24 protein-coding genes are annotated in these 24,928 nt (G+C 70.8%); 13 read left to right on the forward strand and 11 right to left on the reverse strand.

The genetic code is table 11. The annotated features are described in order from the left end of the window. Nucleotide 1 precedes the first annotated feature (1 nt). From ACFPLC_RS28260 to ACFPLC_RS28270, 3 genes are read right to left on the reverse strand one after another with little or no spacing between them, the layout of a single operon-like run. Nucleotides 2–619, reverse strand: a complete 618-nt coding sequence (locus ACFPLC_RS28260) for a ferric reductase-like transmembrane domain-containing protein (protein ID WP_378192962.1) — start codon at nt 617–619, stop codon at nt 2–4. Next, on the reverse strand, nt 612–1,412 hold the full coding sequence (locus ACFPLC_RS28265) for a DUF4142 domain-containing protein (protein ID WP_191315774.1): 801 nt from the start codon (nt 1,410–1,412) through the stop codon (nt 612–614). The genes ACFPLC_RS28260 and ACFPLC_RS28265 overlap by 8 nt, the downstream gene beginning before the upstream one ends. Further along, nucleotides 1,396–2,001 carry a hypothetical protein gene (locus tag ACFPLC_RS28270; RefSeq protein WP_378192964.1) on the reverse strand — a complete coding sequence of 202 codons (606 nt, stop codon included), beginning with the start codon at nt 1,999–2,001 and terminating at the stop codon, nt 1,396–1,398. Before ACFPLC_RS28270 ends, ACFPLC_RS28265 begins: the two co-directional genes overlap by 17 nt. A gap of 239 nt (nt 2,002–2,240) precedes the next feature. Between ACFPLC_RS28270 and ACFPLC_RS28275 the strand changes: the two genes are divergently transcribed. The 4 genes from ACFPLC_RS28275 to ACFPLC_RS28290 all read left to right on the forward strand — a co-directional run bounded on the left by ACFPLC_RS28275 (nt 2,241) and on the right by ACFPLC_RS28290 (nt 6,192). Then, nucleotides 2,241–2,801 (forward strand): sigma-70 family RNA polymerase sigma factor, encoded by a 561-nt coding sequence (locus ACFPLC_RS28275; protein WP_378192966.1) that lies wholly within the window; start codon nt 2,241–2,243, stop codon nt 2,799–2,801. A gap of 7 nt (nt 2,802–2,808) precedes the next feature. Further along, entirely contained in the window at nt 2,809–3,597 is a 789-nt protein-coding gene (locus tag ACFPLC_RS28280; RefSeq protein ID WP_378235956.1) for a zf-HC2 domain-containing protein, read from the forward strand. Between the two features lie 272 nt (nt 3,598–3,869). After that, nucleotides 3,870–5,249 (forward strand): DUF1996 domain-containing protein, encoded by a 1,380-nt coding sequence (locus tag ACFPLC_RS28285; protein ID WP_378192970.1) that lies wholly within the window; start codon nt 3,870–3,872, stop codon nt 5,247–5,249. Nucleotides 5,250–5,280: 31 nt separating this feature from the next. Continuing rightward, on the forward strand, nt 5,281–6,192 hold the full coding sequence (locus ACFPLC_RS28290; RefSeq protein ID WP_378192972.1) for an SCO0930 family lipoprotein: 912 nt from the start codon (nt 5,281–5,283) through the stop codon (nt 6,190–6,192). Nucleotides 6,193–6,880: 688 nt separating this feature from the next. Here ACFPLC_RS28290 and ACFPLC_RS28295 read toward each other — a convergent pair. Next, the gene (locus ACFPLC_RS28295; protein ID WP_378192974.1) at nt 6,881–7,939 is read right to left on the reverse strand and encodes an Lrp/AsnC family transcriptional regulator; all 1,059 of its coding nucleotides are present in this window, start codon (nt 7,937–7,939) and stop codon (nt 6,881–6,883) included. A gap of 68 nt (nt 7,940–8,007) precedes the next feature. Here ACFPLC_RS28295 and ACFPLC_RS28300 point away from each other — a divergent pair, with 68 nt between their 5' ends. The 4 genes from ACFPLC_RS28300 to ACFPLC_RS28315 are packed head-to-tail and all read left to right on the forward strand — an operon-like array spanning nt 8,008 to nt 12,018. Continuing rightward, on the forward strand, nt 8,008–9,204 hold the full coding sequence (locus ACFPLC_RS28300) for a M20 metallopeptidase family protein (protein WP_378192976.1): 1,197 nt from the start codon (nt 8,008–8,010) through the stop codon (nt 9,202–9,204). Between the two features lie 5 nt (nt 9,205–9,209). Continuing rightward, the gene (locus tag ACFPLC_RS28305) at nt 9,210–9,407 is read left to right on the forward strand and encodes a hypothetical protein (protein WP_378192978.1); all 198 of its coding nucleotides are present in this window, start codon (nt 9,210–9,212) and stop codon (nt 9,405–9,407) included. Then, a complete protein-coding gene (locus tag ACFPLC_RS28310; RefSeq protein ID WP_378235957.1) occupies nt 9,404–10,819 on the forward strand; it encodes a sodium:solute symporter family protein in 1,416 nt (471 codons plus the stop codon). Before ACFPLC_RS28305 ends, ACFPLC_RS28310 begins: the two co-directional genes overlap by 4 nt. Continuing rightward, complete coding sequence (locus ACFPLC_RS28315) at nt 10,816–12,018, forward strand: metal-dependent hydrolase family protein (RefSeq protein ID WP_378192982.1); 1,203 nt, start codon at nt 10,816–10,818, stop codon at nt 12,016–12,018. Before ACFPLC_RS28310 ends, ACFPLC_RS28315 begins: the two co-directional genes overlap by 4 nt. A gap of 13 nt (nt 12,019–12,031) precedes the next feature. Here ACFPLC_RS28315 and ACFPLC_RS28320 read toward each other — a convergent pair whose 3' ends face one another. Together ACFPLC_RS28320 and ACFPLC_RS28325 are read right to left on the reverse strand one after the other, a co-directional pair. Further along, a complete protein-coding gene (locus ACFPLC_RS28320) occupies nt 12,032–12,829 on the reverse strand; it encodes an alpha/beta fold hydrolase (protein WP_378192984.1) in 798 nt (265 codons plus the stop codon). Between the two features lie 50 nt (nt 12,830–12,879). Continuing rightward, on the reverse strand, nt 12,880–14,037 hold the full coding sequence (locus tag ACFPLC_RS28325; RefSeq protein ID WP_378192986.1) for a steroid 3-ketoacyl-CoA thiolase: 1,158 nt from the start codon (nt 14,035–14,037) through the stop codon (nt 12,880–12,882). A gap of 231 nt (nt 14,038–14,268) precedes the next feature. On the opposite strand from ACFPLC_RS28325, the gene ACFPLC_RS28330 reads away from it, so the two are divergent. After that, nucleotides 14,269–15,495, forward strand: coding sequence for a cytochrome P450 (locus ACFPLC_RS28330; protein ID WP_378192988.1), 1,227 nt, complete (start codon nt 14,269–14,271; stop codon nt 15,493–15,495). On the opposite strand, the gene ACFPLC_RS28335 is transcribed toward ACFPLC_RS28330, so the two are convergent. Beyond that, nucleotides 15,467–16,048 (reverse strand): dienelactone hydrolase family protein, encoded by a 582-nt coding sequence (locus ACFPLC_RS28335; protein ID WP_378235958.1) that lies wholly within the window; start codon nt 16,046–16,048, stop codon nt 15,467–15,469. The genes ACFPLC_RS28330 and ACFPLC_RS28335 overlap by 29 nt on opposite strands. A gap of 35 nt (nt 16,049–16,083) precedes the next feature. On the opposite strand from ACFPLC_RS28335, the gene ACFPLC_RS28340 reads away from it, so the two are divergent. Both ACFPLC_RS28340 and ACFPLC_RS28345 read left to right on the forward strand, forming a co-directional pair. Then, entirely contained in the window at nt 16,084–16,875 is a 792-nt protein-coding gene (locus tag ACFPLC_RS28340; protein ID WP_378192992.1) for a transglutaminase-like domain-containing protein, read from the forward strand. Nucleotides 16,876–16,924: 49 nt separating this feature from the next. Further along, on the forward strand, nt 16,925–17,944 hold the full coding sequence (locus ACFPLC_RS28345) for a YhjD/YihY/BrkB family envelope integrity protein (protein ID WP_378192994.1): 1,020 nt from the start codon (nt 16,925–16,927) through the stop codon (nt 17,942–17,944). 67 nt (nt 17,945–18,011) lie between these two features. On the opposite strand, the gene ACFPLC_RS28350 is transcribed toward ACFPLC_RS28345, so the two are convergent. The 4 genes from ACFPLC_RS28350 to ACFPLC_RS28365 all read right to left on the reverse strand — a co-directional run bounded on the left by ACFPLC_RS28350 (nt 18,012) and on the right by ACFPLC_RS28365 (nt 22,040). After that, complete coding sequence (locus ACFPLC_RS28350; RefSeq protein WP_378192996.1) at nt 18,012–19,175, reverse strand: thiolase domain-containing protein; 1,164 nt, start codon at nt 19,173–19,175, stop codon at nt 18,012–18,014. Further along, a complete protein-coding gene (locus ACFPLC_RS28355) occupies nt 19,172–20,185 on the reverse strand; it encodes a thiolase domain-containing protein (protein ID WP_378192998.1) in 1,014 nt (337 codons plus the stop codon). The genes ACFPLC_RS28350 and ACFPLC_RS28355 overlap by 4 nt, the downstream gene beginning before the upstream one ends. A gap of 7 nt (nt 20,186–20,192) precedes the next feature. Then, on the reverse strand, nt 20,193–21,170 hold the full coding sequence (locus ACFPLC_RS28360; RefSeq protein ID WP_378193000.1) for a Zn-ribbon domain-containing OB-fold protein: 978 nt from the start codon (nt 21,168–21,170) through the stop codon (nt 20,193–20,195). Nucleotides 21,171–21,251: 81 nt separating this feature from the next. Continuing rightward, nucleotides 21,252–22,040, reverse strand: a complete 789-nt coding sequence (locus ACFPLC_RS28365) for a crotonase/enoyl-CoA hydratase family protein (RefSeq protein WP_378193002.1) — start codon at nt 22,038–22,040, stop codon at nt 21,252–21,254. Nucleotides 22,041–22,102: 62 nt separating this feature from the next. On the opposite strand from ACFPLC_RS28365, the gene ACFPLC_RS28370 reads away from it, so the two are divergent. Both ACFPLC_RS28370 and ACFPLC_RS28375 read left to right on the forward strand, forming a co-directional pair. Beyond that, nucleotides 22,103–23,722 carry an acyl-CoA synthetase gene (locus ACFPLC_RS28370; RefSeq protein ID WP_378193004.1) on the forward strand — a complete coding sequence of 540 codons (1,620 nt, stop codon included), beginning with the start codon at nt 22,103–22,105 and terminating at the stop codon, nt 23,720–23,722. A 69-nt stretch (nt 23,723–23,791) separates the two neighbouring features. After that, complete coding sequence (locus tag ACFPLC_RS28375) at nt 23,792–24,892, forward strand: NAD(P)H-dependent flavin oxidoreductase (RefSeq protein WP_378193006.1); 1,101 nt, start codon at nt 23,792–23,794, stop codon at nt 24,890–24,892. Nucleotides 24,893–24,928: the final 36 nt, after the last annotated feature.

Raw genomic sequence — 24,928 nt, forward strand, 5'->3', positions numbered from 1 at the left:
GTCAGGCCACCTGCTCTTCCACGAGGCCGATGCGCTCGAGCGTGCGGGCCGGCATGAACCGCAGCATCGACACCGTCACAGCCGGGACCAGCAGCGTGATGCCGCCCAGCCAGGTGACCGACAGGTGTCCGTTGGCGATGGCGCCGAACCAGGAGTGGATCGCGATCAGGCCCACCGCCGGGTACGCGCAGCGGTGCAGCCACAGCCAGCGCCGGTAGGAGGTGAAGCGCTGCAGGCCCGCGGTCAGGAAGATGGCGAACATGACCTCGAAGCCGACGATGCCCGCGATGTGGCGCGTCTCCTGGCCGGAGCCGAACGGGATGAACATGTAGCCGAAGCTGTACGGCTGGACCGTCAGGTAGGTGAAGCCCAGCGCGTGGACCAAGCCGAAGATGATCGTCGCGGTGGCCAGCACCATGTGCGTGCTGCGCAGGCCCTTCCGGCCGGTGACCGAGCGGATCCAGCCCGTCGCGGTGAGCACGCCCCAGGTGAGCGTCAGCATCGTCGCCGCGTAGGACGTCCGGGCGGCGAACGCGGCGAGGCCGCGGGCCGCCGGGTCGGTCTTCGGCTGGAACTGCTGGGTGAGGAAGATCGTCGCTTCGTGCCAGGTCTCAACCATGGCTACCCCCGGTTCTCGCAGCGGCCGGCCGGGACGTCCTGGCGCGGCCACGGTTGCTCTTGATCTGGCGCAGCACGTAGAACAGACCGCCGCCGACCAGCAGGAACAGCGCTCCCACCACGGCCATCTGGGACGTGTCGAGGCCCAGCTGGATGCCGGTGGGCGCGGCGGTCGTGGAGACGACCGGAGCCGGCAGCGCCGTGTAGTCGACCATCCCCGTGCTTTCGAGCATCGTCATGTGCCGCATCACGGCCTGGTTGCCGACGGTCGCGAAGGCCCGCACGTCGTCGTTGCGGGTACCGGCCCGCAGCTGCGCGAGGACGGCGAACACCTGGCCGTGCGCGGCGCGCAGCCGGTTGGCGAAGACGCGGTCGAACTCCGGGCCGGGGGAGGCGGCCATCTCTTCGGCGAGCCAGCCGCGCTGCTCCTCGGAGGGCTGGTCGGGGACCGGCGAGTTCAGCTTCTGCGAAAGCGCGCGGGTCGCGACGTCGAGGCGGCCGTGGTCCATCATGATCGCGAAGCCGACCTTCTGGACGATCGGGCTGCCCTTCTCCATCGCCATCATGCCCGACGGCATCTCCCACAGACCGGCCTGGCGGACCTTGGTCAGCAGCACCGCGTCGGTGTCGGAGACCGAGTTCACGGCGCCGGTCTGGGCGAGCGAGGCCGAGCCCGGCGCGAGCAGTGCCAGCACCAGTGCCACGACGAAGAGGATCCGGACCAGCGGGCGGGAACGCTCGAGAACCGACGCGGGTTCGCAGTCGAACCCGGCCAGCTCAGACGCCGAACGCATTTTGCCTCCACTCGTCCTGGGTCAGCGTGATCTTCTTGCCGTCCGGCGCAATCGGGTACCACGCCTGGTCGAGGCCCTGGCCGGAGGTGTCGGCCGGTTCCTCGTCGCCGGTGAAGTGGTAGAGGGGCCACCCGGCGAGGGTGAGCTGCTGGGAACCGTCGTCGCGGGTGATCTCGCCGATCAGCGACTGGTCGACGTCGATCGGGGCCAGGTTGCCGCCGGCCTTGACCGGGATCCACTTGGTCGCGCAGGCACCGGTGCAGTTCGACCGCGAGGGCTTGGGGGTGTCCCGGTCGTACCGGTAGATCGTGTACCCGGTGCCGTCGACGAGCAGGAGACCGAGGTCGAACGTCTTCGCGGCCCTGAGCTGGCTCTTCGCCGGGTTGTTCGGGTCGGCGGTGATGCCCTGCGGCATCGGCAGGACGACCTGTCCCTGCTGTTGCATGCCGGGCATCTGCATCCCGGCGGCACCGCCGGCGGCGTACCCGCCACCCGAGGTGGTGGCGGCACCGGCGGTACAGGCAGTGAGCAAGGCGAGTGCGGTGAGGCACACGGCGGCGGGGACCACCGGGCGGGGAATGCGGATCACTGCTCCTCCGTGGGGCATGACTACGCGCTGTTGCCGGTAGTGCAACGGAAAAGGGCGCGAAAGATCCACAGTGGACATTCGGTCCGGAGTGGATGCGGAGCGTTGCGGGGGACAACGCCTGGTCGGGGTCTTCGGTAGGGGATACGGACACGGTCCGGAAACGGTTCAAAAAAGTTTTGGGCCGGTTCGCGAGCCTGAAGTACTGGACTTGGGCCGTCCGGCCCACCAGGATGTCCCGCGTGGGACGGCACACCCGAGCGCTGAGGTCCGTCGGGGACCAAGAAGCCGTCGTCGAGCTCCGCGACGGTTCCGACGATCTGGCGAAGGCGCTCTACCAGGAGTTCGGCGGGGCCCTCATGGCGTTCGCGCTGCGGCTGACCGGCCACGACCGGCAGTGGGCCGAGGACGTCGTGCAGGAGACCCTGATCAAGGCGTGGCGGAACGCCGACAAGCTCGACCGCCAGCCCGAGATGCTGCGTGCCTGGTTGTTCACGGTGGCCCGGCGGACCGTCATCGACGGCTGGCGCAGCCGCAGCGTCCGGCCCCAGGAGCTCGAGGAGATCGAGTCCGACGCGATCGCGGTGTCCGACGAATCGGACCGGACGCTCGCCGCGATGATCGTTTACGAGGCGCTGCAGGGTCTTTCGCCCGAGCAGCGGGAGGCCATCCAGCAGACCTACCTGCGCGATCGCACGGTGAACGAGGTCGCGGCCACCCTCGGCGTCCCCCCGGGCACCGTCAAGTCCCGCATCCACCACGCCGTGCGCGCGCTGCGCCGGGCTCTGCGCGAGCGGGGGTGAACTGAGCGTGGCCGGATCACCGCACACCGACGTCGCCGCCTACGTCCTCGGCGTCCTCAGCGAGGCCGAGAACTCGCAGTTCGAAGCCCACCTGATGAACTGCCCGCACTGCCAGCTCGACCTGATCGAGCTCTACCAGCTGCCGGACGTGCTCGACCTGGTGAAGCGCAGCTGGCCGGAGCCCCCGATGCCGGCGCCCAGCCCGCGCACGCTGTCGCCCGGCCCGCGGGTGCTGCGCGGCCTCATGGAAGAGGCCGCCGTCAAGCGCCGCCGCCGTCGCCGGATCGGCATCCTCGCCGGGGCCGCGGCCGCGGCGGCCGTGATCGCCGGCCCGCTGGTGACCCTCGCGGTCCGGCCGGCCGACGCCGTCCCGCCCGCTTCGCTCGCCGCTCCGAGCAACAAGCAGCCACCGCCGGCCACGAGCGTGCCGGCGACGTCCACCGCGCCGCCCGGTGGCGCCCAGGGGCAGCCCGGCGGCGGCCAGACCTACGGCCGCGGCAGCGGCGGGTCCGCCGTCAGTGCCCTGGTCACCGTTTCGCCGGTGGAGTGGGGCAGCCGCGTCGAGCTCGAGCTGCGCGGGATCGTCGGGCCGGTGAAGTGCCAGCTGGTCGCCGTGCCGACGACCGGCGCCGAGCGGGTCGTCTCCAGCTGGTCGGTGCCGCCCAAGGGGTTCGGCATCCCCGGCTCCCCCGAACCGTTGCGGCTGCAGGGTTCGGTCTCCCTGGCGATGGACCAGATCAACCGGTTCGAGGTCCGCGGCGAAGACGGCACCGTTCTCGTCGTCATCCAGCGCTAAGCCTCTTTCTTTCGGTGAACCCTCGTGACCTGGCTTTTTGCCGACTGGTTGCTTGCTCGCAGATAACGAACAGATAACGGGCCGATCGCTTTTGAACCTCGGGGCACTCGGGTCCGTATCCCCCAATGCATCCCCCGATGCATCCCGACAGCCGGAACCGCAAGCATCCCCGACGGGTTCCGTGAGATCTCGAGCTCCATCAACGGTAGTTCTTGCCCGGGCCGCCGCGCTGCTGGCGCGCGCCCGGAAAAACGAACGAGGTGAACTAGTCTATGGCCCGGAATTCTCGGCCCCCCGTGACCGGCAAACACCGCGTCGCCCGCCGAACCAAGATCGCGATGGGCGCGATCGGCCTGGCGATCGCCGTCGGCGGCCTCGCCGTCGCGGTCACCGCGGGACGCACGGGCGAGGCCAGCGCGGACCCCGCGGACCCGTCGTTCTTCATCGACATCACCAAGGTTCCCGCCGGCAGCAACGTCAACGCGGCCTTGAAGAAGAAGGGCGCCCGGGGTTCCTTCACCGTCGACTGTGGAACGAACGCGGACGGTGCGCACCACAACCCGGACAACTTCATCGCCCAGCCCGGGATCAAGAACGGCGCCCAGCACCTGCACGACTACGTCGGCAACGTGACGACGGACGCCGACTCGAGCCTCAAGAGCCTGCTCGCCGGGGGGACCACCTGCAAGAACGGTGACAAGTCCGCCTACTTCTGGCCCGTCATCCGGGTCGACCGCGAAGACAAGGCCCAGGACCAGCAGAAGAACCAGAAGGCCAAGCAGGAGCAGCAGGGCAAGACCGGCGACGTCCAAGAGGACAAGAGCGCCCAGGACGCCAAGGACGCGCAGGATCAGCGCGCCGGCCAGGGCGGCGGTCAGTCGGGCCGGAGCGCGCGGCAGCAGCAGGGCGACCAGAACGACGGTCAGCAGCAGGACGGCCAGCGCCGCCAGCGCAACCAGCAGCAGGACCAGAACGGCCAGCAGCAGGACCAGAACAAGAACCAGCAGAACCAGCAGAACAAGAACCAGCAGCAGGGTCAGAACAAGGACCAGAACAAGGACCAGGGACAGCAGGAAGAGCTCGGCGGCCCGCAGGGCGCGAACGAAGAGGTCGGCGACAACGACGGCGAGATCATCGAGCCCGAGTCCGCGACGCTGAAGTTCATCGGCGGCGGCGCGCAGAACGTCGTCGCGATGCCGCTCGGCCTGAAGATCCTCTACGGTGACGCCAAGCAGAGCACCAACGGCCCGGCCAACGCGCGGCCGAGCTGGACCTGCACCGGGTTCGAGGACCGGCTGACCGACAAGTACCCGATCTGCCCGCAGGGCAGCAAGGTCGAGCGCATCCACGCGTTCCCCAACTGCTGGGACGGCAAGAACACCGACAGCGCGAACCACCGCACCCACATCGTGTTCGCCGACAAGCAGGGCAAGTGCCCGCAGGGGTTCAAGAACGTGCCCCAGCTCGAGGTCACCCTGGTGTACAACGTTCCGCAGGACGTCCAGCAGAACAAGGAGTACAAAGTGGACGCCTTTGCCCAGGAGGAGCACAACCCGAAGTCCGACCACGACGACTTCGCGAACGTGATGAACAAGCAGATCATGGGCCGCCTGGTCAACTGCATCAACTCCGGCAAGGTCTGCGCCGAATAGCGCTCTTCGCCAGCGGGAAGGAGAACTTCCGATGAACCGTGCTCGCCCGGCTGCCGCCGCACCGATCGCCTTAGCCGGACTCGCGCTGGTCGCGGCCTGCGGGACCAACCCGTACGCCACGTCCGGTGCCGTCCGACCGGTGGTGCTCGGGGCGCAGCAGCAGCCGGCGAGCGCGGTTCCGGCCGGCTCCGGCGTCCAGCTGATCTCGTCCACAGTGGACGGACTGGGCACGGTGCTGGCCGACGCCGAAGGGCACACGCTCTACCGCTACGCGAAGGACGCGGCCAAGCCGTCGAAGGCGACCTGCGCCGGTCCGTGCGCGATGACGTGGCCGCCGCTGGTCTCCGACGTCCCGGTGCCCGGCGCCGGGGTCGGCCTGGTCACCCGGCCCGACGGCCGCAAGCAGGTGACGGTCGGCGGCTGGCCGGTCTACCGGTACGCGAAGGACACCGGCCCGGGCGTCGCGCTCGGCCGGGAAGCCGGCGCGGACTGGGCGGCGATCACGCCGACGGGGGAGAAGGCGGGCAGCGAGCCGGCCACCCTCGGTACCACGGACGTCGACGGCCTCGGCCCGGTCCTCACCGACTCCGGCGGCCGCACGCTCTACCTCTTCACCCAGGACGGCAAGGGATCCGGAAAGTCCACTTGCGACGCAGCCTGCGCGCGGAAGTGGCCCCCGCTGCCGGCCGACGGCCGCATCACCGTCGCCGACGGGATCGACGCCGGACTGGTCGGCCGCATCCGCCGAGCGGACGGCACCAGCCAGGTGACGGTCGGCGGCTGGCCGGTGTACACCCACGCCCAGGACGGCGCGCCCGGAGAGGCGAGCGGCCACGGCGCGGGCGGCACCTGGTACGCACTGGAACCCAACGGCTGCAAGGCGGACCCGGCCCGACGGCCCGCGGTCCGGCAGGCAGTGGCGACATCCCCCGGCGGGTACTGACCCGCCCCTCGATCCCCGGCCCGGCGGACACTTCCCTCCACCTCACCCCCCTTGAGTCCGCCGGGCCGGTTGCTTCACCCCGAAGATCGCGGGAGGTTTTCTCCCGCACCCCGAGCCCCGGTCCGGTGGACGCTTCCCTCCACCTCACCCCCCTTAGTCCGCCGGGCCGGGATTCTTCACCCCACCGATCCGGCTCTGCCGGATCAGCGAAGGAGGAGAAGGCGGGAGTCGCTCCCGCCCGCGAGTTCCGGCCCGGTGGACGCTTCCCTCCACCTCACCCCCGTCCACCGCGCCGGAACCCCCCTTCCGACCCGACCCTCCACCTACGCAACCCGACCCTCCAGGTACGCACCCCGACCCTCCAGCGCGCGAGATGCCCGCCCAGTCACGCGTGATGCCCTTCCGATCACGCGAGATACCCCTCCAAGCACGCGAGATGCCCCTCCCGGCACGCGACTTCCGTCCCCAAGCACGCGACTTCCGTCCCCAATCACGCGAGATCCGCCCCTGATCACGCGACTTCCGTCCCGAGCCCCGCGAGTCCCGCCCGAAAGCCCCGGCGAGCCCCGCGAGTCCCGCCCCGAAGCCCCGGCCGGTGGCCGCCCCTCGGTCACCGAGCCGGACCTCCCGGCGGAGGCGTTACCCCACGAACCCCGGTCCCGGAGGATGCTTCCCTCCACCTCACCCCTCATCCCCCGGGCCGGTGAACGCTGCGGTCCCCGTGCTCCGGCACGGGGACCGCGGCCCAGAAGTCCAGCGGCACCCTTCCCGTCCCGCGGCCCGCGGCGTCGAGCACCCGGCCCATCAGCTTGACGCTCCGCAGCGTCACCGCCCGGCCGGTGATCTCCAGCCACGGCAGCTTCGCCGCCAGCTGGGCCTCCACGGAAACCACCTCGTACGACGAAGCCAGCCACAGCACCAGCATCAGGTTCGCCGCCCCGGTCAGGGCCGCGCACATGCGGACCTCCGGCACCATCGCCAGCGAGCGGGCCGTCGTCTCCAGCTTGTCCGGGGGCACGCGCAGCCACAGCGTCACCGTGACCGGCGCCGGCGACACCGACCGCGCGATCTCGCAGCGGACGCGGATCGCGCCGCGCCCCAGCAATCCGTCCAGCCGGCGGCGGACCGTCGTCGCCCCGATGCCGAGTGACTCCGCCAGCGCCGCCGCCGACGCACGGGGGTCCGTGCCCAGCGCCAGGATCAGGGCCCGGTCCGCCGCGTCGAACCGCAGCGGGGCGCGGTGGCGGGCCGGCTTCGCCGACAACGCCTCGCGCTGGCCCGGAGAGATCGCCCGCACCCGCCAGCGGCTGCCCTCGGTGAACATCCGCGGGGACAACGTCGTCCGCAGCCGCGTCACGCCGGGGACCGCCAAGGCCGCCACGTGCGCCCCCAGCTCTCGCAACGACGGCGCCACCACGTGCGCGAGCAGGTCGCACGACCCCGCCACCTGCTCGACCGTCGCCACGTGCACGTCCGAGGCCAGCTCGTAGGCGACGGACACCGCCGCGCCCGGCTCGCAGTCGATCGAGACGAACGCCAGCACCAGCTGCTCGATCAGCTCCCCGCCGGCGTAGGCGGTGAGCCAGGCGTCCCCACGCTCGACAAGCGCGTCCCAGCGGCGGGACACGGTCACCGCGCCGAGGCCGAGCGCGTCCCCGAGTGTCGACCACGACGCCCGCGGCGCCGCCTGGAGCGCGTCGGCCAGTTTGAGGTCCTGCTCGGACAACATGGCGGATTCTTCGCTCATCGGCCCTCGGATCGGTGGTTTCGTCGATTTTCCCCGGCCATTGTGCTCGACTCTCGCATGATCGGCGGATGACCCTGCGTTCCGATGCCGCCGCCCTGCTCGACGACCTGGTCACCCTCCGCCGCGACCTGCACCGCATCCCCGAGATCGGCCTGCACCTGCCGCGCACCCAGGAACGGGTCCTCGCCGCCCTGGACGGCCTGCCCCTCGAAATCACCCTCGGCAAAAACCTGTCGTCGATCACCGCCGTCCTGCGCGGTGGCGGCGGCAGCGGCGGCACCGTCCTGCTCCGCGGCGACATGGACGCGCTGCCGGTCACCGAGGCCAGCGGCGAGGAGTTCACCTCGACCCTCGACGGCGCCATGCACGCCTGCGGCCACGACCTCCACACCGCGGGCCTGGTCGGCGCGGCCCGGCTGCTCGCCGCCCGGAAAGACGACCTCCCCGGCGACGTCGTCTTCATGTTCCAGCCCGGCGAAGAGGGCTGGGACGGCGCCGGCCGCATGATCGACGAAGGCGTCCTGACCGCCTCCGGCAAGCCCGTCGACGCCGCCTACGGCCTGCACGTCTCGGCCGCGAGCTACGCCAAGGGGCAGTTCACCGCCCGGCCGGGCACGCTGATGGCGGCCTCGGGCGCGCTCGAAGTCCGGGTGATGGGCGACGGCGGCCACGGCTCCTCCCCGCACGACGCCCGCGACCCCATCCCGGCGGCCTGCGAGATGGTGACCGCCCTGCAGACGATGGTCACGCGCACCTTCGACGTCTTCGACCCGGTTGTCATCACCGTCGGCTCGTTCCACGCCGGCACCCGGCGCAACATCATCCCGGACGACGCCGTCTTCGAGGCCACGCTGCGGTCGTTCTCTCCGGAGGTCGCGGCCCGGGTCGGCGAGCGCGCGGTGCAGGTCTGCCGCGGCATCGCCCAGGCGCACGGCCTCGACATCGACGTCACCTACGAACCCGAGTACCCCGCGACGATCAACGACGCCGGCGCCTACGACTTCGTGGCCGACACGATCCGCGACGTCTTCGGCGAGGAACGCTTCACCGAGATGGCCGATCCGATCACCGGTTCGGAGGACTTTTCCCGTGTCCTGGACCGGGTTCCGGGCGCGTACCTCTTCCTCGGCGCGTGCCCGACGGACCCGGCGACCGCCCCGGACAACCATTCGCCCCGCGCCCGCTTCGACGACAGCGTGCTCGGCGACGGCGCCGCGCTGCTGGCCGAGCTCGCCGTCCGCCGCCTCGCGCTCCTGGCCGGGTGAAGTCCGTGCGCAGGTACCACTGGCCCCCGCTGCTGCCCGTCGTCGCGCTGGTCCTGATGCCGTTCCTGCCGTTCGTCAACACCACCGGCCTGTGGCTCGGCCTGCCGCGGATGATCGTGTGGGGCGCGTTCTGGTGCCTCATGTTCACCCCGGCGCTGCTGCTGTCCGAACGCCTGATGCGCGCTGAGGAGGACGACGGATGATCCTCGCCTTCACCCTCGCCGGCATCGTGCTGATCGGCGTCCTCGGGTTCATCGGGCGGCGCAAGCCCGTCGCGGATCTCGCCGAGTGGACCGTCGGCGGCCGCCGCTTCGGCGCCGTGACGATGTGGTTCCTGCAGGCCGGGGAGGTGTTCACCACCTTCACCTTCCTCGGCATGGCCGGCTTGGCGTTCTCCGGCGGCGTCGCCGCGATGTACGCGCTGCCGTACGTCCCGATCGCCTACGTCGTGCTGTTCTTCCTCGCGAAACGCCTGTGGACGATGGGGAAGGAGCGCGGCTACCTCACCCAGGGCGACTTCCTCGAGGATCGCTACCGCAGCCGGACGCTCGGGACGCTGTCCGCGGTGCTCGGCGTCGTGTTCGTGCTGCCCTACCTGCAGCTGCAGATCACCGGGCTCGGGCTGATCGTCCGGCTGGTCACCGGCGATACCGCGTCCGGGACGCTGAGCATGGTGACCGGCAGCGTGCTGGTGGTCGCGTTCGTGCTGTGGGCCGGGTTGCGCGGCGTCGCGGCGACGTCGTACTTCAAGGACGGCATCATGCTGGTCGCGCTGGTGGTGCTGATCATCGCGGTGCCGACGCACTTCGCCGGCGGCATCCCCGCGGTGTTCCACCGGATCGAACAGCTGCACCCCGAGAAGCTCATCGTCCACAGTGGAGCGAACGATCACGTCTGGTTCGTGACGAGCATGCTGGTCAGCGCGATCGGCGTCGGGCTGATGACGCTGCCGCACTCGTGGCCGGCGCTGATGTCGGCGCGCGACCCGAAGGTGCTGCGCCGCAACTACGCGTGGATGCCGGTGTACGAGCTGAGCCTGCTGCTGCCGATGGTGATCGGCTTCGCGGCGATCCTCGTGGTCCCGAAGGGAAGTGACCCGAACGGCGTATTGCTGACGCTGTCGAAGGACGCCTTGCCCGGGTGGGTGACCGGGATCGTCGTGGTCGCCGCGACCGCCACCGCGATGGTCCCGGCGGCCGGGATCCTGATCGGCATTTCGTCGCTGGTGGCGCGGAACATCGTGCGCGTCCGCAGCGGACGGCGGCAGTTCTGGATCAACCACGGCACGGTTGTCCTCGCGTGTACGCTGGCCCTCGTGCTCGGGATCTTCCGGCCGGACCTGCTGGCCAACCTGCTGCTGCTGACCTATTCGGGGTCGGTCCAGCTGGCCCCGGCCAACCTGCTGGGCTTCCTGCGGCGGGTGCCGGTCGGCAAGGGCCCGGTGCTGGCCGGGCTGGTCGCCGGCGAGCTGGTGGTGATCTGGCTGACCTTTGTGGACACTCATCTGGTGGGCACGGTGAACGTCGGCCTGGTCGGGCTCGGCGTCAACGTCGTCGTGCTCGCACTGGCCGCGGTGGTGGCGCCGCGCCGGACGGCTCTCGTGGAGGCGGCGTGACGCGCACGGTGTTCACCGGCGGCTCGGTCTTCGACGGCACCGGCGCGGACCCGGCGCCGGCCGACGTCGTCGTCGAGCACGGCCGGATCGTCGACGTCGGGACCGGCCTCGACGGCGACGAGGGTGTCGACTGCACCGGCACGGTGCTCCTGCCGGGGCTCTTCGACTGCCACGTGCACGTGACGGTCTCGGACATCGGGCTGCTGTCCCGGGTGCAGAAGCCGTTCTCCTACCAGTTCTACGAGGCGGCGCGGAACCTGTGGGCCACGCTGGGACTGGGCATCACGACGGTCCGCGACGCGGCGGGCGCGGACCTCGGCATCAAGCAGGCGGTGGACGACGGCCTGATCCCGGGCCCGCGGCTGCAGATCTCCATCGGGCTGATCAGCCCGACCGGCGGCCACGGCGACGCCTGGCACCCGTCCGGGTTGTGCGTCCCGCTGATGGTGCCGCACCCGGGCCGTCCGGAGACCACGGTCGACGGCCCCGACGAGATGCGCCGGGTGGCCCGGACGCTGCTGCGCGCGGGCGCCGACGTGCTCAAGGTGTGCACGACCGGCGGCGTGCTGTCCCCGCGCGACGACCCGCGGCACTCCCAGTTCACCCCGGAGGAACTGGACGTCCTGGTGACGGAGGCGGCGATGCAGGGCCGCCCGGTGATGGCGCACGCCCAGGGCGCGGCGGGCATCAAGAACGCCGTCCGCGCGGGCGCGCGGTCGATCGAGCACGGCATCTACCTGGACGACGAAGCGATCGAGCTGATGCTCGGGCACGGAACCTGGCTGGTCCCGACCCTGATCGCCCCGGTCAACGTGGTCCGCGCGGCCGACGCGGGCGTCGACCTCCCGGCGGCGGTGGTGGCGAAGGCGCGCGAAGTGGTGGAGGCGCACCGGGACTCCGTCCGCCGCGCGTACGCGGCGGGGGTCCGGATCGCGATGGGCACGGACAGCGGAGTGGGCCCGCACGGGACGAACCTCGAGGAACTGGCGTTGATGGCGGCGTGCGGAATGCCACCGGGAGACGTCCTGGAGGCGACGACCTCCTCGGCGGCCCGCCTGATGGGCCTGGACGGCGAGCTCGGCCGGCTGGAGCCGGGCCTGCGCGCGGACGTCGTGGTGGTGGCGGGGGATCCGTACGACTTCCCGGCGCTGGCGTCGAACGTCCGGGAGGTCTGGAAGGACGGCATCCGGGTCGTCTGACGCCGGTCGTCCGTCAGGACTCCGGGCTCAACAGGTCCTTCAGCGCCGCGGCGAACTTCGCCGGGTTACGTTGCGGCGCCAGGTGCGCCCCCGGCAGCTCCGTGAACGGCAACCCGAGCTCCAGCGCCAGGATCTTCGCCGGCTGGTAGTGGTAGCGGCCGCGGCTGCCCTCGCCCGCCACCGGGAAGATCTCCGTGCTCGCCTTCCGCAGCGCCCGCAGATCGGGCAGGTAGTCGAAGAACTCCGTCAGCTCGCGGTCGAACAGCCGGAGCCAGTCGGCTTCGTGGGGGAGGCGGAGGTTCGGCAGGTCCGGCAGCGCCGCGCCGGCGATCGCGTCCGCGAAGCGCGTCACCGCGGTCATCAGCTCACCCGAACGGGCCAGCCGGACCTGTTCGGCCGCCGCTTCGAGCCAGCCGCCCGCGTCCGGCATCAGGTGGACCGCCGGGGGTTCGTGCGCGACCAGCGTCGTGACGCGGTCCGGGTACCGGGCGACGAGGTCGAGGCCGATCAGCGCGCCCGCGCTCGAGCCGAACACCTGCGCCGGGCCGTCGGCCGCGTGGTCGAGGACCGCCAGTGCGTCGTCCGCCTGCAAGGAAACCGAGACCGGGCCGGTGGTGGTGTCCGTACTGCCGAAGTGGCCGCGGCGGTCGTAGGTGATCACGGTGTAGTCCGCGTACAGCTGCTTCGCCAGCGCGCGGTAGGCGTCGCCCGATCCGGTGCCGCCCGAGATCAGCAGCAGTGCCGGGCCCTCACCGCCGCGGCGGACGAGGAGCTCACCGTTTTCCACCGGGCAACGGCTTTCCGAGATCATGCCCCGAAGTGAAGCACAAGGCCCGCGAGCCAAGGTGCCCGCCCGCCGGGCTAGAGCCGTTCGATGATCGACGCCGTGGCCAGCGCGCCGCCCGCGCACATCGTCACCAGCGCTGTCGAGGCGTCCCGGCGCTCCAGCTCGTGCAACGCCGTCGTCAGCAAGCGCGCGCCCGTGCTGCCCACCGGGTGACCGAGGGCGATCGCGCCGCCGTTGACGTTGACCCGGGACGGGTCCGGCGACACCACCTGCTGCCACGACAACGCCACCGAAGCGAACGCCTCGTTGACCTCGAACAGGTCCACGTCACCCACGGTCATCCCTGTCCGGGCGAGCACGCGTTCGGTCGCGCGGATCGGGCCGTCCAGGTGGTAGTACGGCTCCGCACCGACCAGCGCCTGCGCGACGATCCGCGCGCGCGGGCGCAGGCCCAGCGCCGCCGCCCGGTCCGCGTCCATCAGGAGCAGGGCCGCCGCGCCGTCGGAGATCTGCGACGACGTGCCCGCCGTGTGGACGCCGTCCTCGACCACCGGCTTGAGCCGGGCCAGGCCTTCGACCGTCGTCTCGCGCAGGCCCTGGTCACGGGTGACCAAGCGCGTTTCGCCGGTCAACGCCCCGTCGGCCGCGAGGACCGGGGCCTTCACCGGCACCACCTCGCGGTCGAAGTGACCCGCCGCCCACGCGGCCGCCGCCTTCTGCTGGGACGCCGCGCCGAACCGGTCGACGTCCTCGCGGGTCAGCCCGCGGCGAACCGCGATCCGCTCGGCCGCGCCGTACTGGTTGGGCAGGTCGATCGACCACGACGACGGCCGTGGTGACGCGCCGGCCCGGTTCGTGCCCAGCGGTACCCGGCTCATCGCCTCGACCCCGCAGGAGACGCCGACGTCGATGGCGTCCGCCGCGATCAGGCCGGCGATGAGGTGGGTGGCCTGCTGCGCCGAGCCGCACTGGGCGTCGATCGTCGTCGCGCCCGCCGTTTCCGGGAGGCCCGCGTGCAGCCACGCCGTGCGCGTGACGTTGTTCGACTGCTCACCGGCCTGCGTGACGCAGCCGCCGATGAGCTGCTCGACGACGGCCGGGTCGATCCCGGCCCGGTCGAGCAGGGCGAGCTGCGCGGCACCCAGCAGCTCGGCCGCGTGCAGGCCGGCCAGCAGCCCGTTCCGCTTGCCGATCGGAGTTCGCACGGCTTCGACGATGACCGGCACGCCCATGTCGTCCCCTTCGTCGGGAAACACTGTTCACTGACCCAAAAACTAGAACAAGTTATTATTTTGTGCAAGTCTGCGCAGGCTCCGCCACTTCTTGATCTTCTCGGGGTGAGCGCGCGCTCACCTGGCCTCATCGGTTAAGTAAACGGGTATCACTTACGGTCTTCCCTTGGTTAACGCCGTATGCTTCAATCCAAGGTAGAACGTGTTACAAGCCGAACCGTGGGAGGCAACGTGGCCGCTCCGCTCATCCCCGCCGGGTTCGACTTCACCGATCCCGATCTCTTGGCCGAGCGACTTCCCGTCGCCGAGTTCGCCGAACTGCGGCGGACCGCCCCGGTGTGGTGGAACCCCCAGAAGCACAACACCGCCGGCTACCGCGACGACGGCTACTGGGTCGTCTCGCGCCACGCGGACGTCAAGGAGGTCTCCCGCGACAGCACGCTGTACTCGTCCCGGGAAAAGACCGCCATCATCCGCTTCGACGAGAACATGACCGAGGACAACCTCGAGGCGAACCGCCTGGTGCTGCTCAACATGGACGCCCCGCAGCACACGAAGCTGCGGCGGATCGTTTCGAAGGGCTTCACCCCGCGGTCCATCGCCAAGCTGGAGGACACGCTGCGCGACCGCGCCGAGCGGATCGTGCACGAGGCGCGGAAGAAGGGGTCGGGCGACTTCGTCACCGACGTCGCCTGCGAGCTGCCGCTGCAGGCGATCGCCGAGCTCATCGGCATCCCGCAGGACGACCGGCTCAAGATCTTCGACTGGTCCAACCAGATGGTCGCCTACGACGACCCCGAGTACGAGGTCGCGCCCCTGGAGGCGTCCGCCCAGCTCGTCGGGTACGCCTGGAACATGGCCGAGGACCGGCGCAAGTGCCCGATGGACGACATCGCCACCAAGCTCATCCAGGCCGATGTCGACGGGGAGTCACTCGGCTCCGACGAGTTCGGGTTCTTCGTCATCCTGCTCGCCGTCGCCGGCAACGAGACCACGCGCAACGCCATCACCCACGGCATGAAGGCGTTCCTGGACCACCCGGACGAATGGGCGCTGTTCAAGGAGCAGCGGCCGAAGACCGCACCCGACGAGATCGTCCGCTGGGCCACGCCGATCGTCGCCTTCCAGCGCACCGCCACCCGCGACACCGAGCTCGGCGGCGCGCAGATCAAAAAAGGCGACCGCGTCGGCATGTTCTACAGCTCGGCGAACTTCGACCACGAGGTCTTCGACAACCCGGAGAAGTTCGACATCCTCCGCGAGGACAACCCGCACGTCGGCTTCGGCGGCACGGGTTCGCACTACTGCATCGGTGCCAACCTGGCCCGGCTGGAGATCGACCTGATCTTCAACGCCATCGCCGACGTGATGCCGGACATCGCCGAGGCCGCACCCCCGGTGCGGCTGCGGTCGAGCTGGATCAACGGCATCAAGCACTACCCGGTGCACTACGGCTGAGGAACTCCTCGACGCGTTCCCAGGTGAGTCCGGCCGCGGCGGCGTCGTATTCGGGGCCGTCCGCGTCGGTGTAGAAGTGGCCGACGCCCGGGTAGGTGTACACCCGGGCGTCGGCGCCCGACCGCGCCGTGGCCTCGCGCCAGGCCGCGACCTGCGCCGGTGGTGCGATCGGATCGGGGTCGGCGACGTGGACCTGCACCGGCAGGCCCGCACGGACCCCGGCCGGGAGCGCCCCCAGTGCGTGCAGCAGCAGGACGCCGGCGGTGCCGAGCCGGTGCGGCAGCACTTCCTGGACGACGCCGGCCCCCATCGACACGCCCACCAGCACGGTCTCCGCGGGCAGGTCGCGCACGGCGTCGAGCGCTCGCCGGGTGATGGTCTCCCAGCCGACGGCGTCCTTCAGCGCGAAGCCTTCGTCGAGGGTCGACACCGTCCGGCCGGCGTACAGGTCGGGGGTGGTGACCCGGTGCCCCGCCGCTCGAAGCCGATCGGCGAAGCCGAGTTCGACGGGCCGCAGTCCCAGCACGGAGTGGAACACCACGAGGTCGGTCACCCGGCGATTCTGCCAGGGGGTGGCATCATGGGGCGATGGCCCCGCGAGCGACCGTGGACGTCGAGTTCGCCATCCGCGTCACCGAACCCGGGCCCGCGGCGATCTCGGTCGCCGCGGCGCACGCCGACACCGAGGAACTCCGCGTGTCCTGGCACGGGGACAGCCGGCCCGTCGAGTTCGAGCACGGCACCCGGGCCGAAGTGTTCGACCTCCCGGCCGGTGAACACCGCGTGACCTACCACGCCGAACGCGTCCTGGGCGAAGCGGAACCCGAGCCCGTCACGCTCGCCGACGTCGCCGTGTTCACCCGGCCGAGCCGGTACTGCCCGTCCGACCGTGTCGCCGGGCTCGTGCCACCGGAGCTTGTCAAGCTCAAGAACCCGCGCAGGCAAATCGAAGCGATCGTGCGGCACGTCCACGACCGACTGTCCTATGTGGTCGGTGCCAGCCGTCCCACCGACGACGCGGTCGACACGCTCTTGGCCGGCGAAGGCGTCTGCCGGGACTTCGCGCACGTCTGCATCACCCTGTGCCGGTTCCTCGACATCCCCGCGCGGTACGTCGGCGTGTACGCGCCCGGGCTCGCGCCGATGGACTTCCACGCCGTCTTCGAGGCCGCGGTCGAGGGCCACTGGTACGTCTTCGACGCCACCCGGCTCGCGCCACGCCAGACCATGCTGCGGATCTCGACCGGCCGCGACGCCGCCGACACCGCGTTCCTCGCCACGCTCGGCGGCGAACTCGACTTCCTGGGCAGCACCGTCTTCGCCACGACGGACGCCGCCCTGCCCGTCGACGACGGTACGGGATTGGTCGTTCTGGGCTGATCCGCGTGTTGCCTGCGCAAAGACGGCCCCGGCTGGGTAGACAGTCTTCGTGAAGAGTTCCCCCAAGGCGCCGAGCCCCTGGGCCCGGGCGCGCGCCCGGTACCGGTGGCTGGACCACCTCGCCCGCGCGACCAACCGCTACATCGACTCCGGCGGCTACCACTACGTCGCTTCGATCACCTACTTCAGCCTGCTGTCGCTGGTGCCGCTGCTGATGGTCGCCTCGTCGGTCGCCGGGTTCGTGCTGGCCACCCAGCCGCACCTGCTCGACACGCTGGTGCACGCGATCGTGTCCACGTTGCCCGGCGGGCTCGGCGACAAGGCCACGGAACTGCTCACCGGCTTCGTCGAGCAGCGGACCAGCGTCGGCGTGGTCGGCTTGGCCATCGGCCTCTACTCCGGCTGGAACTGGATGAACGCGCTGCGGGACTCGCTGACGGCGCTGTGGGGGCAGAACCGGTCGGACCAGTCGCTGCCGCGGCTGATCCTGGTCGACCTGCTCGCCCTGCTCGGCCTGACCGCGGCCCTGCTCGTGTCGTTCACGCTCACCATCTCCGGCACCGCGCTCGGCAGCTACCTGCTCCGGCTGGCCGGCCTCGACGACACGAGCTGGGGGCACCAGCTCGTCTCGGCGTCCTCGGTGCCGCTCTCGCTGGCCGCGGACTGGCTGGTGTTCCTCTGGGTGCTCACGCGGCTGCCGCGCCAGAAGGTCGGCGTGCGCAGCGCGGTCCGCGGCGCCGTCGCACTGGCCGTCGGGTTCGAGGTGCTCAAGCTGGCCGGCGGGTTCTACCTCCGGCTGATCGGCGACTCGCCGACCGGGATCGCCTTCGGCTCGATCATCGGTCTCATCTTCTTCATCTCGCTGGTGGCGCGGCTGCTCGTCTACGTCACGGCGTGGACGGCGACCGGCTCCGACGCACCCCCGAAGCCGGTCCAGCCACCGGCCCCGGTGGTGCTGGAGCCGACGGTCGTGGTGGACCCGCCGATCGCGGTGCCCGCCACGGTCGGCGTGGTCACCGGCGTCCTCGGCACCCTCCTGGCCCTCGCCTGGCGCCGCTCCCGCCGCTGACCCGCCACTTTCCCTAGGAAAGCTCCACTTTGCGCCGCAAAGCCACACTTTCATAGGGAAAGTGGCGTCAGGCGGGCTTGTCGGAGCCGACCAGCCACATCGAGAAGTACTGGGAGCCGCCGCCGTAGGCGTGGCCGAGCGCGCGGCGGGCGCCGTCCACCTGGTAGTCCCCGGCCCGGCCCATGACCTGCTTCGCCGCCTCGGAGAACCGCAGCATGCCGGACGCGCCGATCGGGTTGGAGGACAGCACCCCGCCCGACGGATTGCACGGCAGCCGTCCGCCGATCGCCGTCTCGCCCTTCTCGGTGACCTTCCAGCCCTCGCCTTCCGGCGCGAAACCCAGGTTCTCCAGCCACATCGGCTCGAACCACGAGAACGGCACGTAGATCTCCGCGACGTCCACTTCGGACATCGGGTCGGTGATCCCGGCCTCGGCCCACAACGCGGCCGCGGCCTCGCGCCCGGCCCGTGGGTTCACCTGGTCACGGCCGGCGAACGTGGTCGGCTCGGTGCGCATCGCCGTCGCGTGGATCCAGGCCGCGCCGCCCTCGACCGCGTCCCCGGCGGCCTCGTCGCCGAGCACCATCGCGCACGCGCCGTCCGACGACGGGCACGTCTCGTCGTAGCGGATCGGGTCCCACAGCATCTGCGACGCCCGCACCGACTCCACGGTGATGTCCGGCTGCCGCAGGTGCGCATAGGGGTTCAGCGCCCCGTTGCGCCGGTCCTTCGCCGCGACGATCGCCCCGACGTGCTCGGGCGCGCCCGAGCGGCGGATGTAGGAGCGTACGTGCGGCGCGAAGTAGCCGCCCGCGCCGGCCCCGACCGGCATCTGGAACGGCGGCAGGATCGACAGGCCCCACATCGCGTTCGACTCGGACTGCTTCTCGTAGGCCACCGTGAGCACGCGCCGGTGCACGCCCGCCTGGATGAGCGAAGCCGCCACCAGCGCGGTCGAGCCGCCCACCGACCCGGCGGTGTGCACGCGCAGCAGCGGCTTGCCGGTCGCGCCGAGCGAGTCGGCGAGGAACAGCTCGGGCATCATGACGCCCTCGAACAGGTCCGGGGCCTTACCCAGCACGACGGCGTCGATGTCGGCCCACTCCACCTGGGCGTCGAGCATGGCGCGGTCGATCGCCTCGCGCAGCAGGCCCGGCATCGAGACGTCCTGCCGCTTGGCGCGGTGGTGCGTCTGGCCGGTGCCGAGCACGGCGGTGAGCTGCTTGGTCATCGGGCCTCCAGCACGGTCACCAGGTTCTGTTGCAGGGCCGGCCCGCTCGTCGCGTGCGCCACGGCCTTGCGGGATTCGCCGCGGTGGATTCGGACCGCCGCTTCGCCGATCCGGGCGAGCCCCGCGGAGAACATCGGGTTCGCGGCCAGCGCCCCACCGGAGGGGTTGATCTGCACGCCGTCGCCGAGCCCCAGCGCGGTGCGCAGGATGAGCTCCTGGTGTGTGAAGGGCGCGTGCAGCTCGGCGAGGTCGACGCCGTCGAGGTCGAGCGCCTTCGCCGCCGCCTCGGTGGACGGCGAGCACGTCAGGTCGCGGGCGCCGAGCACGGGGGAGTCGACGCGGTGCTCGATTCCGGTGATCACCGCCGGCCGCTCGACGATCTCCCGCGCCCGTTCCACAGCGGACAGGATGACCACGGCAGCGCCGTCGGTGATCGGAGCGATGTCGTGCCTGCGCAACGGGTCGGCGTAGTACGGCGTGTCGAGCAGCTCGGCGACGTCCTTGCCCGTGCCGCGCGCGGCGACCTCGGCGAGGTCCTTTTCGGACCAGAGACCGGCCTCCAGGCCCAGCCGCGCCTGGATCCCGGCGATCGAGACCGAGTCCGGCCACAGCGGCGTGACGACGTACGGGTCGAGCTGCAGGGCGAGCACCCGGCGCAGCTGCCCGGCGCTGGACTTGCCGAAGCCGTAGACGAGCGCGGTCTCGACCTCGCCCATCTTGATCTTCAGCCACGCCTCGTAGAGCGCCCAGGCGGCGTCCATCTCGACGTGGGACTCGTGGATCGGCGGGAACGCGCCGATCGCGTCGACGGCGGCGATGAAGGAGAACGCGCGGCCGGCCAGGTAGTCCGACGACCCGGAGCACCAGAACCCGATGTCCTGTTTGGACAACCCGGTCTGCGCGAAGACCTCGGCGAAGATCGGGACGAGCATCTCCACGCCGTTGGTGGTACCCGGCGTTTCGCGGACGTTGGGGGCCTTCGCGAAGCCCGCGATCGCGACGTCTGGCATCAGGACCTCACAGGTGGTGGGCGAAGGTTTCGTAAGCCGCGTCCGGCTCGCCGGTCGGCTCGAAGTGGCTGATGTTCTCCAGCGACGTCCACCACTGATCGCGCGGCTTCCACGCGGCGCGTACGCGCATGCCCATCTTGACGTCTTCGGCGGCGCAGCCGAGGACGAGGTGCAGGAAGGCGATGTCGGCGCCGTCGAGCAGGATGTACGCGGCGACGTACGGCGGCTTGATCCGCTGCCCGAGGAACGGGACGTTGACGATGCAGAACGTGGTGACGATGCCGGTGTCGGGCAGCTCGACCTCTTCGGTGGTCGGCACGCCGTCGGTCGGGCAGGCGCCGCGCGGCGGGATGTAGACCTTGCCGCAGGCGGGACACCGCTGGCCGATCATCTTCCCCTCGGCGAGCCCGCGCAGGTACGTGCTTTCCTCGGGGGAGGCGGAGTGCATGTACTTCAGGTGCACCGGCGTGATGACGACGCTGATCGGCGCGCCCTCCTCGCGCTCGGCGACCGGGGGAGCGGGCTCGGTGGGCGTGGTGTCCTCGGCGTCCGCGGGCAGGAAGTAGGCGATGTCGCGGATGTGCCCGACGACCTCGTCGGCCCACCGCACGCGCACCCGCTGTCCACTGTGGATGTTCGACGGCGACCCGGCGTCGACGGCGTGCAGCATCGGGGTGTCGGCGCCGTCGAGCTGCACCAGCGCCCAGGCGAACGGCCGGCTCAGCGGCTGCCCGTCCAGCGGCTCCGGGCACCACGACCAGGAGACGACCGTGCCCTCTTCGCTCACCGGGACGAATTCACTGAGCTGTTCGGCGGTCACCGGGTCGTATTCGACCGGCGGGACGTGCACCCGGCCGTCGCTGCCGCGGATGCCTTCGATGCGGTGGTCGCGCAGCGCGGTGACGAACCGGCCGAGGACGGGCCCGGTCGAGCGGGTGTAGTCGAAGCCGACGTTCAGCGGTGCCGCAAGCGGTGTCTCGGTCACGTCCTTGAGTGAAACACGTTCTCGTTCTGCCGACAAGGTTCCTCCGCGAGCTGGTCCGGTGGGAAAAGAACGCGTTCTCGGTCAGCGGCCTTTGAAGTCCGGTTTCCGCTTCTCCGAGAACGCCCGCGGCCCCTCCTTGGCGTCCTCGGACGCGAACACCTCGATGCCGTACTGCGAGTCCAGTTTGAAGGCCTCTTCCTCGTGGAGCCCCTCCGTGTCGCGGATCGTCCGCAGGATGGCCCGCACCGCCAGCGGCCCGTTCGCGTTGATCAACGCGGCCAGCTCGAGGGCCTTCGTCAGCGCCTGGCCGTCCGGCACCACGTGGCCGATCAAGCCGATGGCCAGCGCCTCGTCGGCGGTGATGTGACGTCCGGTCAGCAGGATGTCCGCGGCCACCGTGTACGGGATCTGGCGGGGCAGCCGCACCGCCGACCCGCCCATCGGGAACAGGCCCCAGCGCGCCTCCGACACCCCGAAGCGAGCCGAAGAGCCCGCCACCCGGATGTCGGTCCCCTGCAGGATCTCGGTCCCGCCCGCGATCGCCGGGCCCTCGACCGCCGCGATCAGCGGTTTCGTCAGCCGACGCCCCTTCAAGAGGCCCGGAATGCGCGAAGGGTCGAACTTGCCGGAGGCGAACGACTCCGACGGCGAGTTCCGGGACATCGACTTCAGGTCCGCGCCCGCGCAGAAGGCCCCGCCCGCGCCGGTGAGGATGCAGCTGTGGATCGAGTCGTCGGAATCGACGCGGTCCCAGGCGTCGACCATGATCGACATCATCTCGCCGGTGATCGCGTTGCGCGCCTCGGGCCGGTTCATCGTGACGACGAGCGTCTGCCCCTCCTGCGTCACCAGCGCGTGCGGTTCACCCACGGAAGACCTCCTGAAGGAGCAGTGCCATTGCCCGGAACGATAACATGTTCTACTTTGAGGGCGTGGCACTCAACATCGCGGATCTTCTGGAGCACGCCGTCGACGCCGTGCCGGAGCGCGTCGCGGTCGTGTGCGGCGACCGGCAGGTCACCTTCGCCGAACTGGAGGCGCGGGCCAACCGGCTCGCCCACCACCTCGCCGCGCACGGCGTGGGACGCGGATCCCACATCGGGGTCTACTCCCGCAACTCGATCGAGGCCTTGGAGGCGATGATCGCGGCGTACAAGCTGCGCGCGATCGCCGTCAACGTCAACTACCGCTACGTGCACGGCGAACTCGTCTACCTCTTCAACGACGCCGAGATCGTCGCCCTCGTGCACGAACGCAACTACGCCGACCGGGTCGCCGCGGTGCTGCCGGAGGCGCCGAAACTGAAACACGTTGTCGTGATCGACGACGGCAGCGACGGCGACTACGAGAGCTACGGCGGCGTCGAGTACGAAGCCGCCCTCGCAGCGCAGAGCCCCGAGCGGGACTTCGGGGAGCGCAGCGGCGACGACCTCTACATCCTCTACACCGGCGGCACCACGGGCTACCCGAAGGGCGTCCTCTGGCGGCAGGAGGACGTCTGGCGCGCGCTCGGCGGCGGGATCAACTTCGTCACCGGCGAGTACGTCCCGGACGAATGGACGCTCGCCGAGCAGGGCAAGCTGGGCAGCCTGAGCCGGCTGCCCGCCGCGCCGCTGATCCACGGCGCCGCGCAGTGGGCCGCGTTCGGCGCGCTGTTCACCGGCAGCCCGGTGATCTTCGTGCCCCGCTTCGACCCCCACGAGATCTGGAAGGCCGTGCAGAAGCACAAGGTCCAGGTCCTCACGATCGTCGGCGACGCGATGGCGCGGCCGCTCATCGAGGCCTACTACGAGGGTGGCTACGACGCTTCGTCGATCGTCGCGGTCTCGAGCCACGCGGCGCTGTTCTCGCAGTCGGTGAAGCAGCAGTTCGTCGAGCTCGTGCCGCCCCACGCGCTGGTCACCGACGCGATCGGCGCGTCGGAGAGCGGCTTCACCGGCATCGGCGCGGTGGCCAAGGGGTCCGACCACAGCGCCGGCCCGCGGGTGAACTTCGGCCAGGACGCCGTCCTGCTGGACGAAGAGGGCAACATCGTCGAGAAGAAGCCCGGCGCAACCGGGCTGATCGGCCGCCGCGGGCACGTCCCGCTCGGCTACTACGGCGATCCCGAGAAGAGCAAGAAGATCTTCGTCGAGGTCGACGGCGTCCGGTACGTCGTCCCGGGCGACTACGCCCGCTACGAGGAGGACGGCACCGTCACGCTGCTCGGCCGCGGCTCGCAGTGCGTTAACACCGGCGGCGAGAAGGTCTACCCCGAAGAGGTGGAAGGGGCGCTCAAGTCGCACCCCGACGTCTTCGACGCGCTCGTCATCGGGGTCCCGGACGAGCGGCTCGGCCAGCGCGTGGCCGCCGTCGTCCAGCTCCGCGAGGGCGCTTCGCCGGACCTGGCGGCGATCGAGGAGCACGTCCGCGGCGAGATCGCCGGGTACAAGGTGCCGCGCACGATCTGGCTGGCCGATGAGATCGGCCGGTCGCCCAGCGGCAAGCCGGACTACCCGTGGGCCCAGCGCTACGCCGCCGAGCACGAACCGGCCACGGCCCAGCCCGTCTGAGCCTGCTGACTACTGATCCAGAAGCGTCACTTTCCCTATGAAAGTTGCGCTCGGAGGAGGGCTACTAGAGTGCGGACAGCTCTGTGCGACCGGCTCGGCATCGACCTGCCGATCGTCGGGTTCACCCCGTCGGAGCACGTCGCCGCGGCGCTCAGCCGCGCCGGCGGGCTCGGCGTGCTCGGCTGCGTGCGGTTCAACGACGCCGCCGAGCTCGACCGGGTGCTCACCTGGATGGACGAGAACACCGGCGGAAAACCGTACGGCGTCGACATCGTCATGCCGGCGAAGGTGCCCGCCGAGGGCACGCAGGTCGATCTGGCGAAGCTCATCCCGGACGGGCACCGCGCGTTCGTCGACCGCGTCCTGAAGGAGCTTTCGGTCCCGCCGCTGCCGGACGACACCGACGAGCGCGCGGGGGTGCTCGGCTGGCTGCACTCGGTCGCCCGGTCGCACGTCGAGGTCGCGCTCAACCACCCGATCAAGCTGATCGCCAACGCGCTCGGCTCGCCGCCGGTCGACGTGATCGGCCAGTGCCACGATCGCGGTGTGCCGGTGGCCGCGCTCGCCGGGAAGGCCGAGCACGCGGTGCGGCACGTCGAAAACGGCGTCGACTTCGTGGTGGCGCAGGGCTACGAAGCCGGCGGGCACACCGGCGAGATCGCGTCCATGGTGCTGGTGCCGGAGATCGTCGACGCGGTCGACGTGCCGGTGCTCGCCGCGGGCGGAATCGGTTCCGGCCGCCAGATGGCCGCCGCGCTCGCGCTCGGCGCGTCCGGCGTCTGGATGGGCTCCATGTGGCTGGCCACCGAGGAATACCTGCAGACGATGGGCGAATCGGTGGCGATGCAGCAGGCGCTCGTCGCGGCTTCGTCGTCGGACACCGTGCGGACGCGGATCTACACCGGCAAACCGGCCCGGCTGCTCAAGACCCGCTGGACCGAGGCGTGGGCCGCGCCGGACGCGCCCGAGCCGCTGCCGATGCCGCTGCAGAACCTGCTGGTTTCCCCGGCCCACAACCGGATCCACGCGGCGAACGACCCGAGCGTGGTGTCGATGCCGGTCGGGCAGATCGTCGGCCGGATGAACCGGGTGCGGCCGGTCGCCGACGTCGTCGCGGAGCTGGTGTCCGGCTACGAAGAAGCGTTGTCCCGCTTGGACAAGACGCGCTGAATCCGCGAGAAGGGCCCCCGCCGCGGCGGGGGCCCT

The organism is Amycolatopsis plumensis, from assembly GCF_042652605.1.
GTDB classification, from domain to species: Bacteria; Actinomycetota; Actinomycetes; order Mycobacteriales; family Pseudonocardiaceae; genus Amycolatopsis; species Amycolatopsis plumensis.

Excerpts from the sequence above, each read along its gene's own strand:
- ACFPLC_RS28340 (WP_378192992.1), top strand. The coding sequence starts at position 16,084 with ATGGCCCCGCGAGCGACCGTGGACGTCGAGTTCGCCATCCGCGTCACC.
- ACFPLC_RS28265 (WP_191315774.1), bottom strand. The coding sequence starts at position 1,412 with ATGCGTTCGGCGTCTGAGCTGGCCGGGTTCGACTGCGAACCCGCGTCG.
- ACFPLC_RS28320 (WP_378192984.1), bottom strand. The coding sequence starts at position 12,829 with ATGATCTCGGAAAGCCGTTGCCCGGTGGAAAACGGTGAGCTCCTCGTC.
- ACFPLC_RS28290 (WP_378192972.1), top strand. The coding sequence starts at position 5,281 with ATGAACCGTGCTCGCCCGGCTGCCGCCGCACCGATCGCCTTAGCCGGA.
- ACFPLC_RS28260 (WP_378192962.1), bottom strand. The coding sequence starts at position 619 with ATGGTTGAGACCTGGCACGAAGCGACGATCTTCCTCACCCAGCAGTTC.
- ACFPLC_RS28355 (WP_378192998.1), bottom strand. The coding sequence starts at position 20,185 with ATGCCAGACGTCGCGATCGCGGGCTTCGCGAAGGCCCCCAACGTCCGC.
- ACFPLC_RS28285 (WP_378192970.1), top strand. The coding sequence starts at position 3,870 with ATGGCCCGGAATTCTCGGCCCCCCGTGACCGGCAAACACCGCGTCGCC.
- ACFPLC_RS28295 (WP_378192974.1), bottom strand. The coding sequence starts at position 7,939 with ATGAGCGAAGAATCCGCCATGTTGTCCGAGCAGGACCTCAAACTGGCC.
- ACFPLC_RS28310 (WP_378235957.1), top strand. The coding sequence starts at position 9,404 with ATGATCCTCGCCTTCACCCTCGCCGGCATCGTGCTGATCGGCGTCCTC.
- ACFPLC_RS28325 (WP_378192986.1), bottom strand. The coding sequence starts at position 14,037 with ATGGGCGTGCCGGTCATCGTCGAAGCCGTGCGAACTCCGATCGGCAAG.
- ACFPLC_RS28350 (WP_378192996.1), bottom strand. The coding sequence starts at position 19,175 with ATGACCAAGCAGCTCACCGCCGTGCTCGGCACCGGCCAGACGCACCAC.
- ACFPLC_RS28300 (WP_378192976.1), top strand. The coding sequence starts at position 8,008 with ATGACCCTGCGTTCCGATGCCGCCGCCCTGCTCGACGACCTGGTCACC.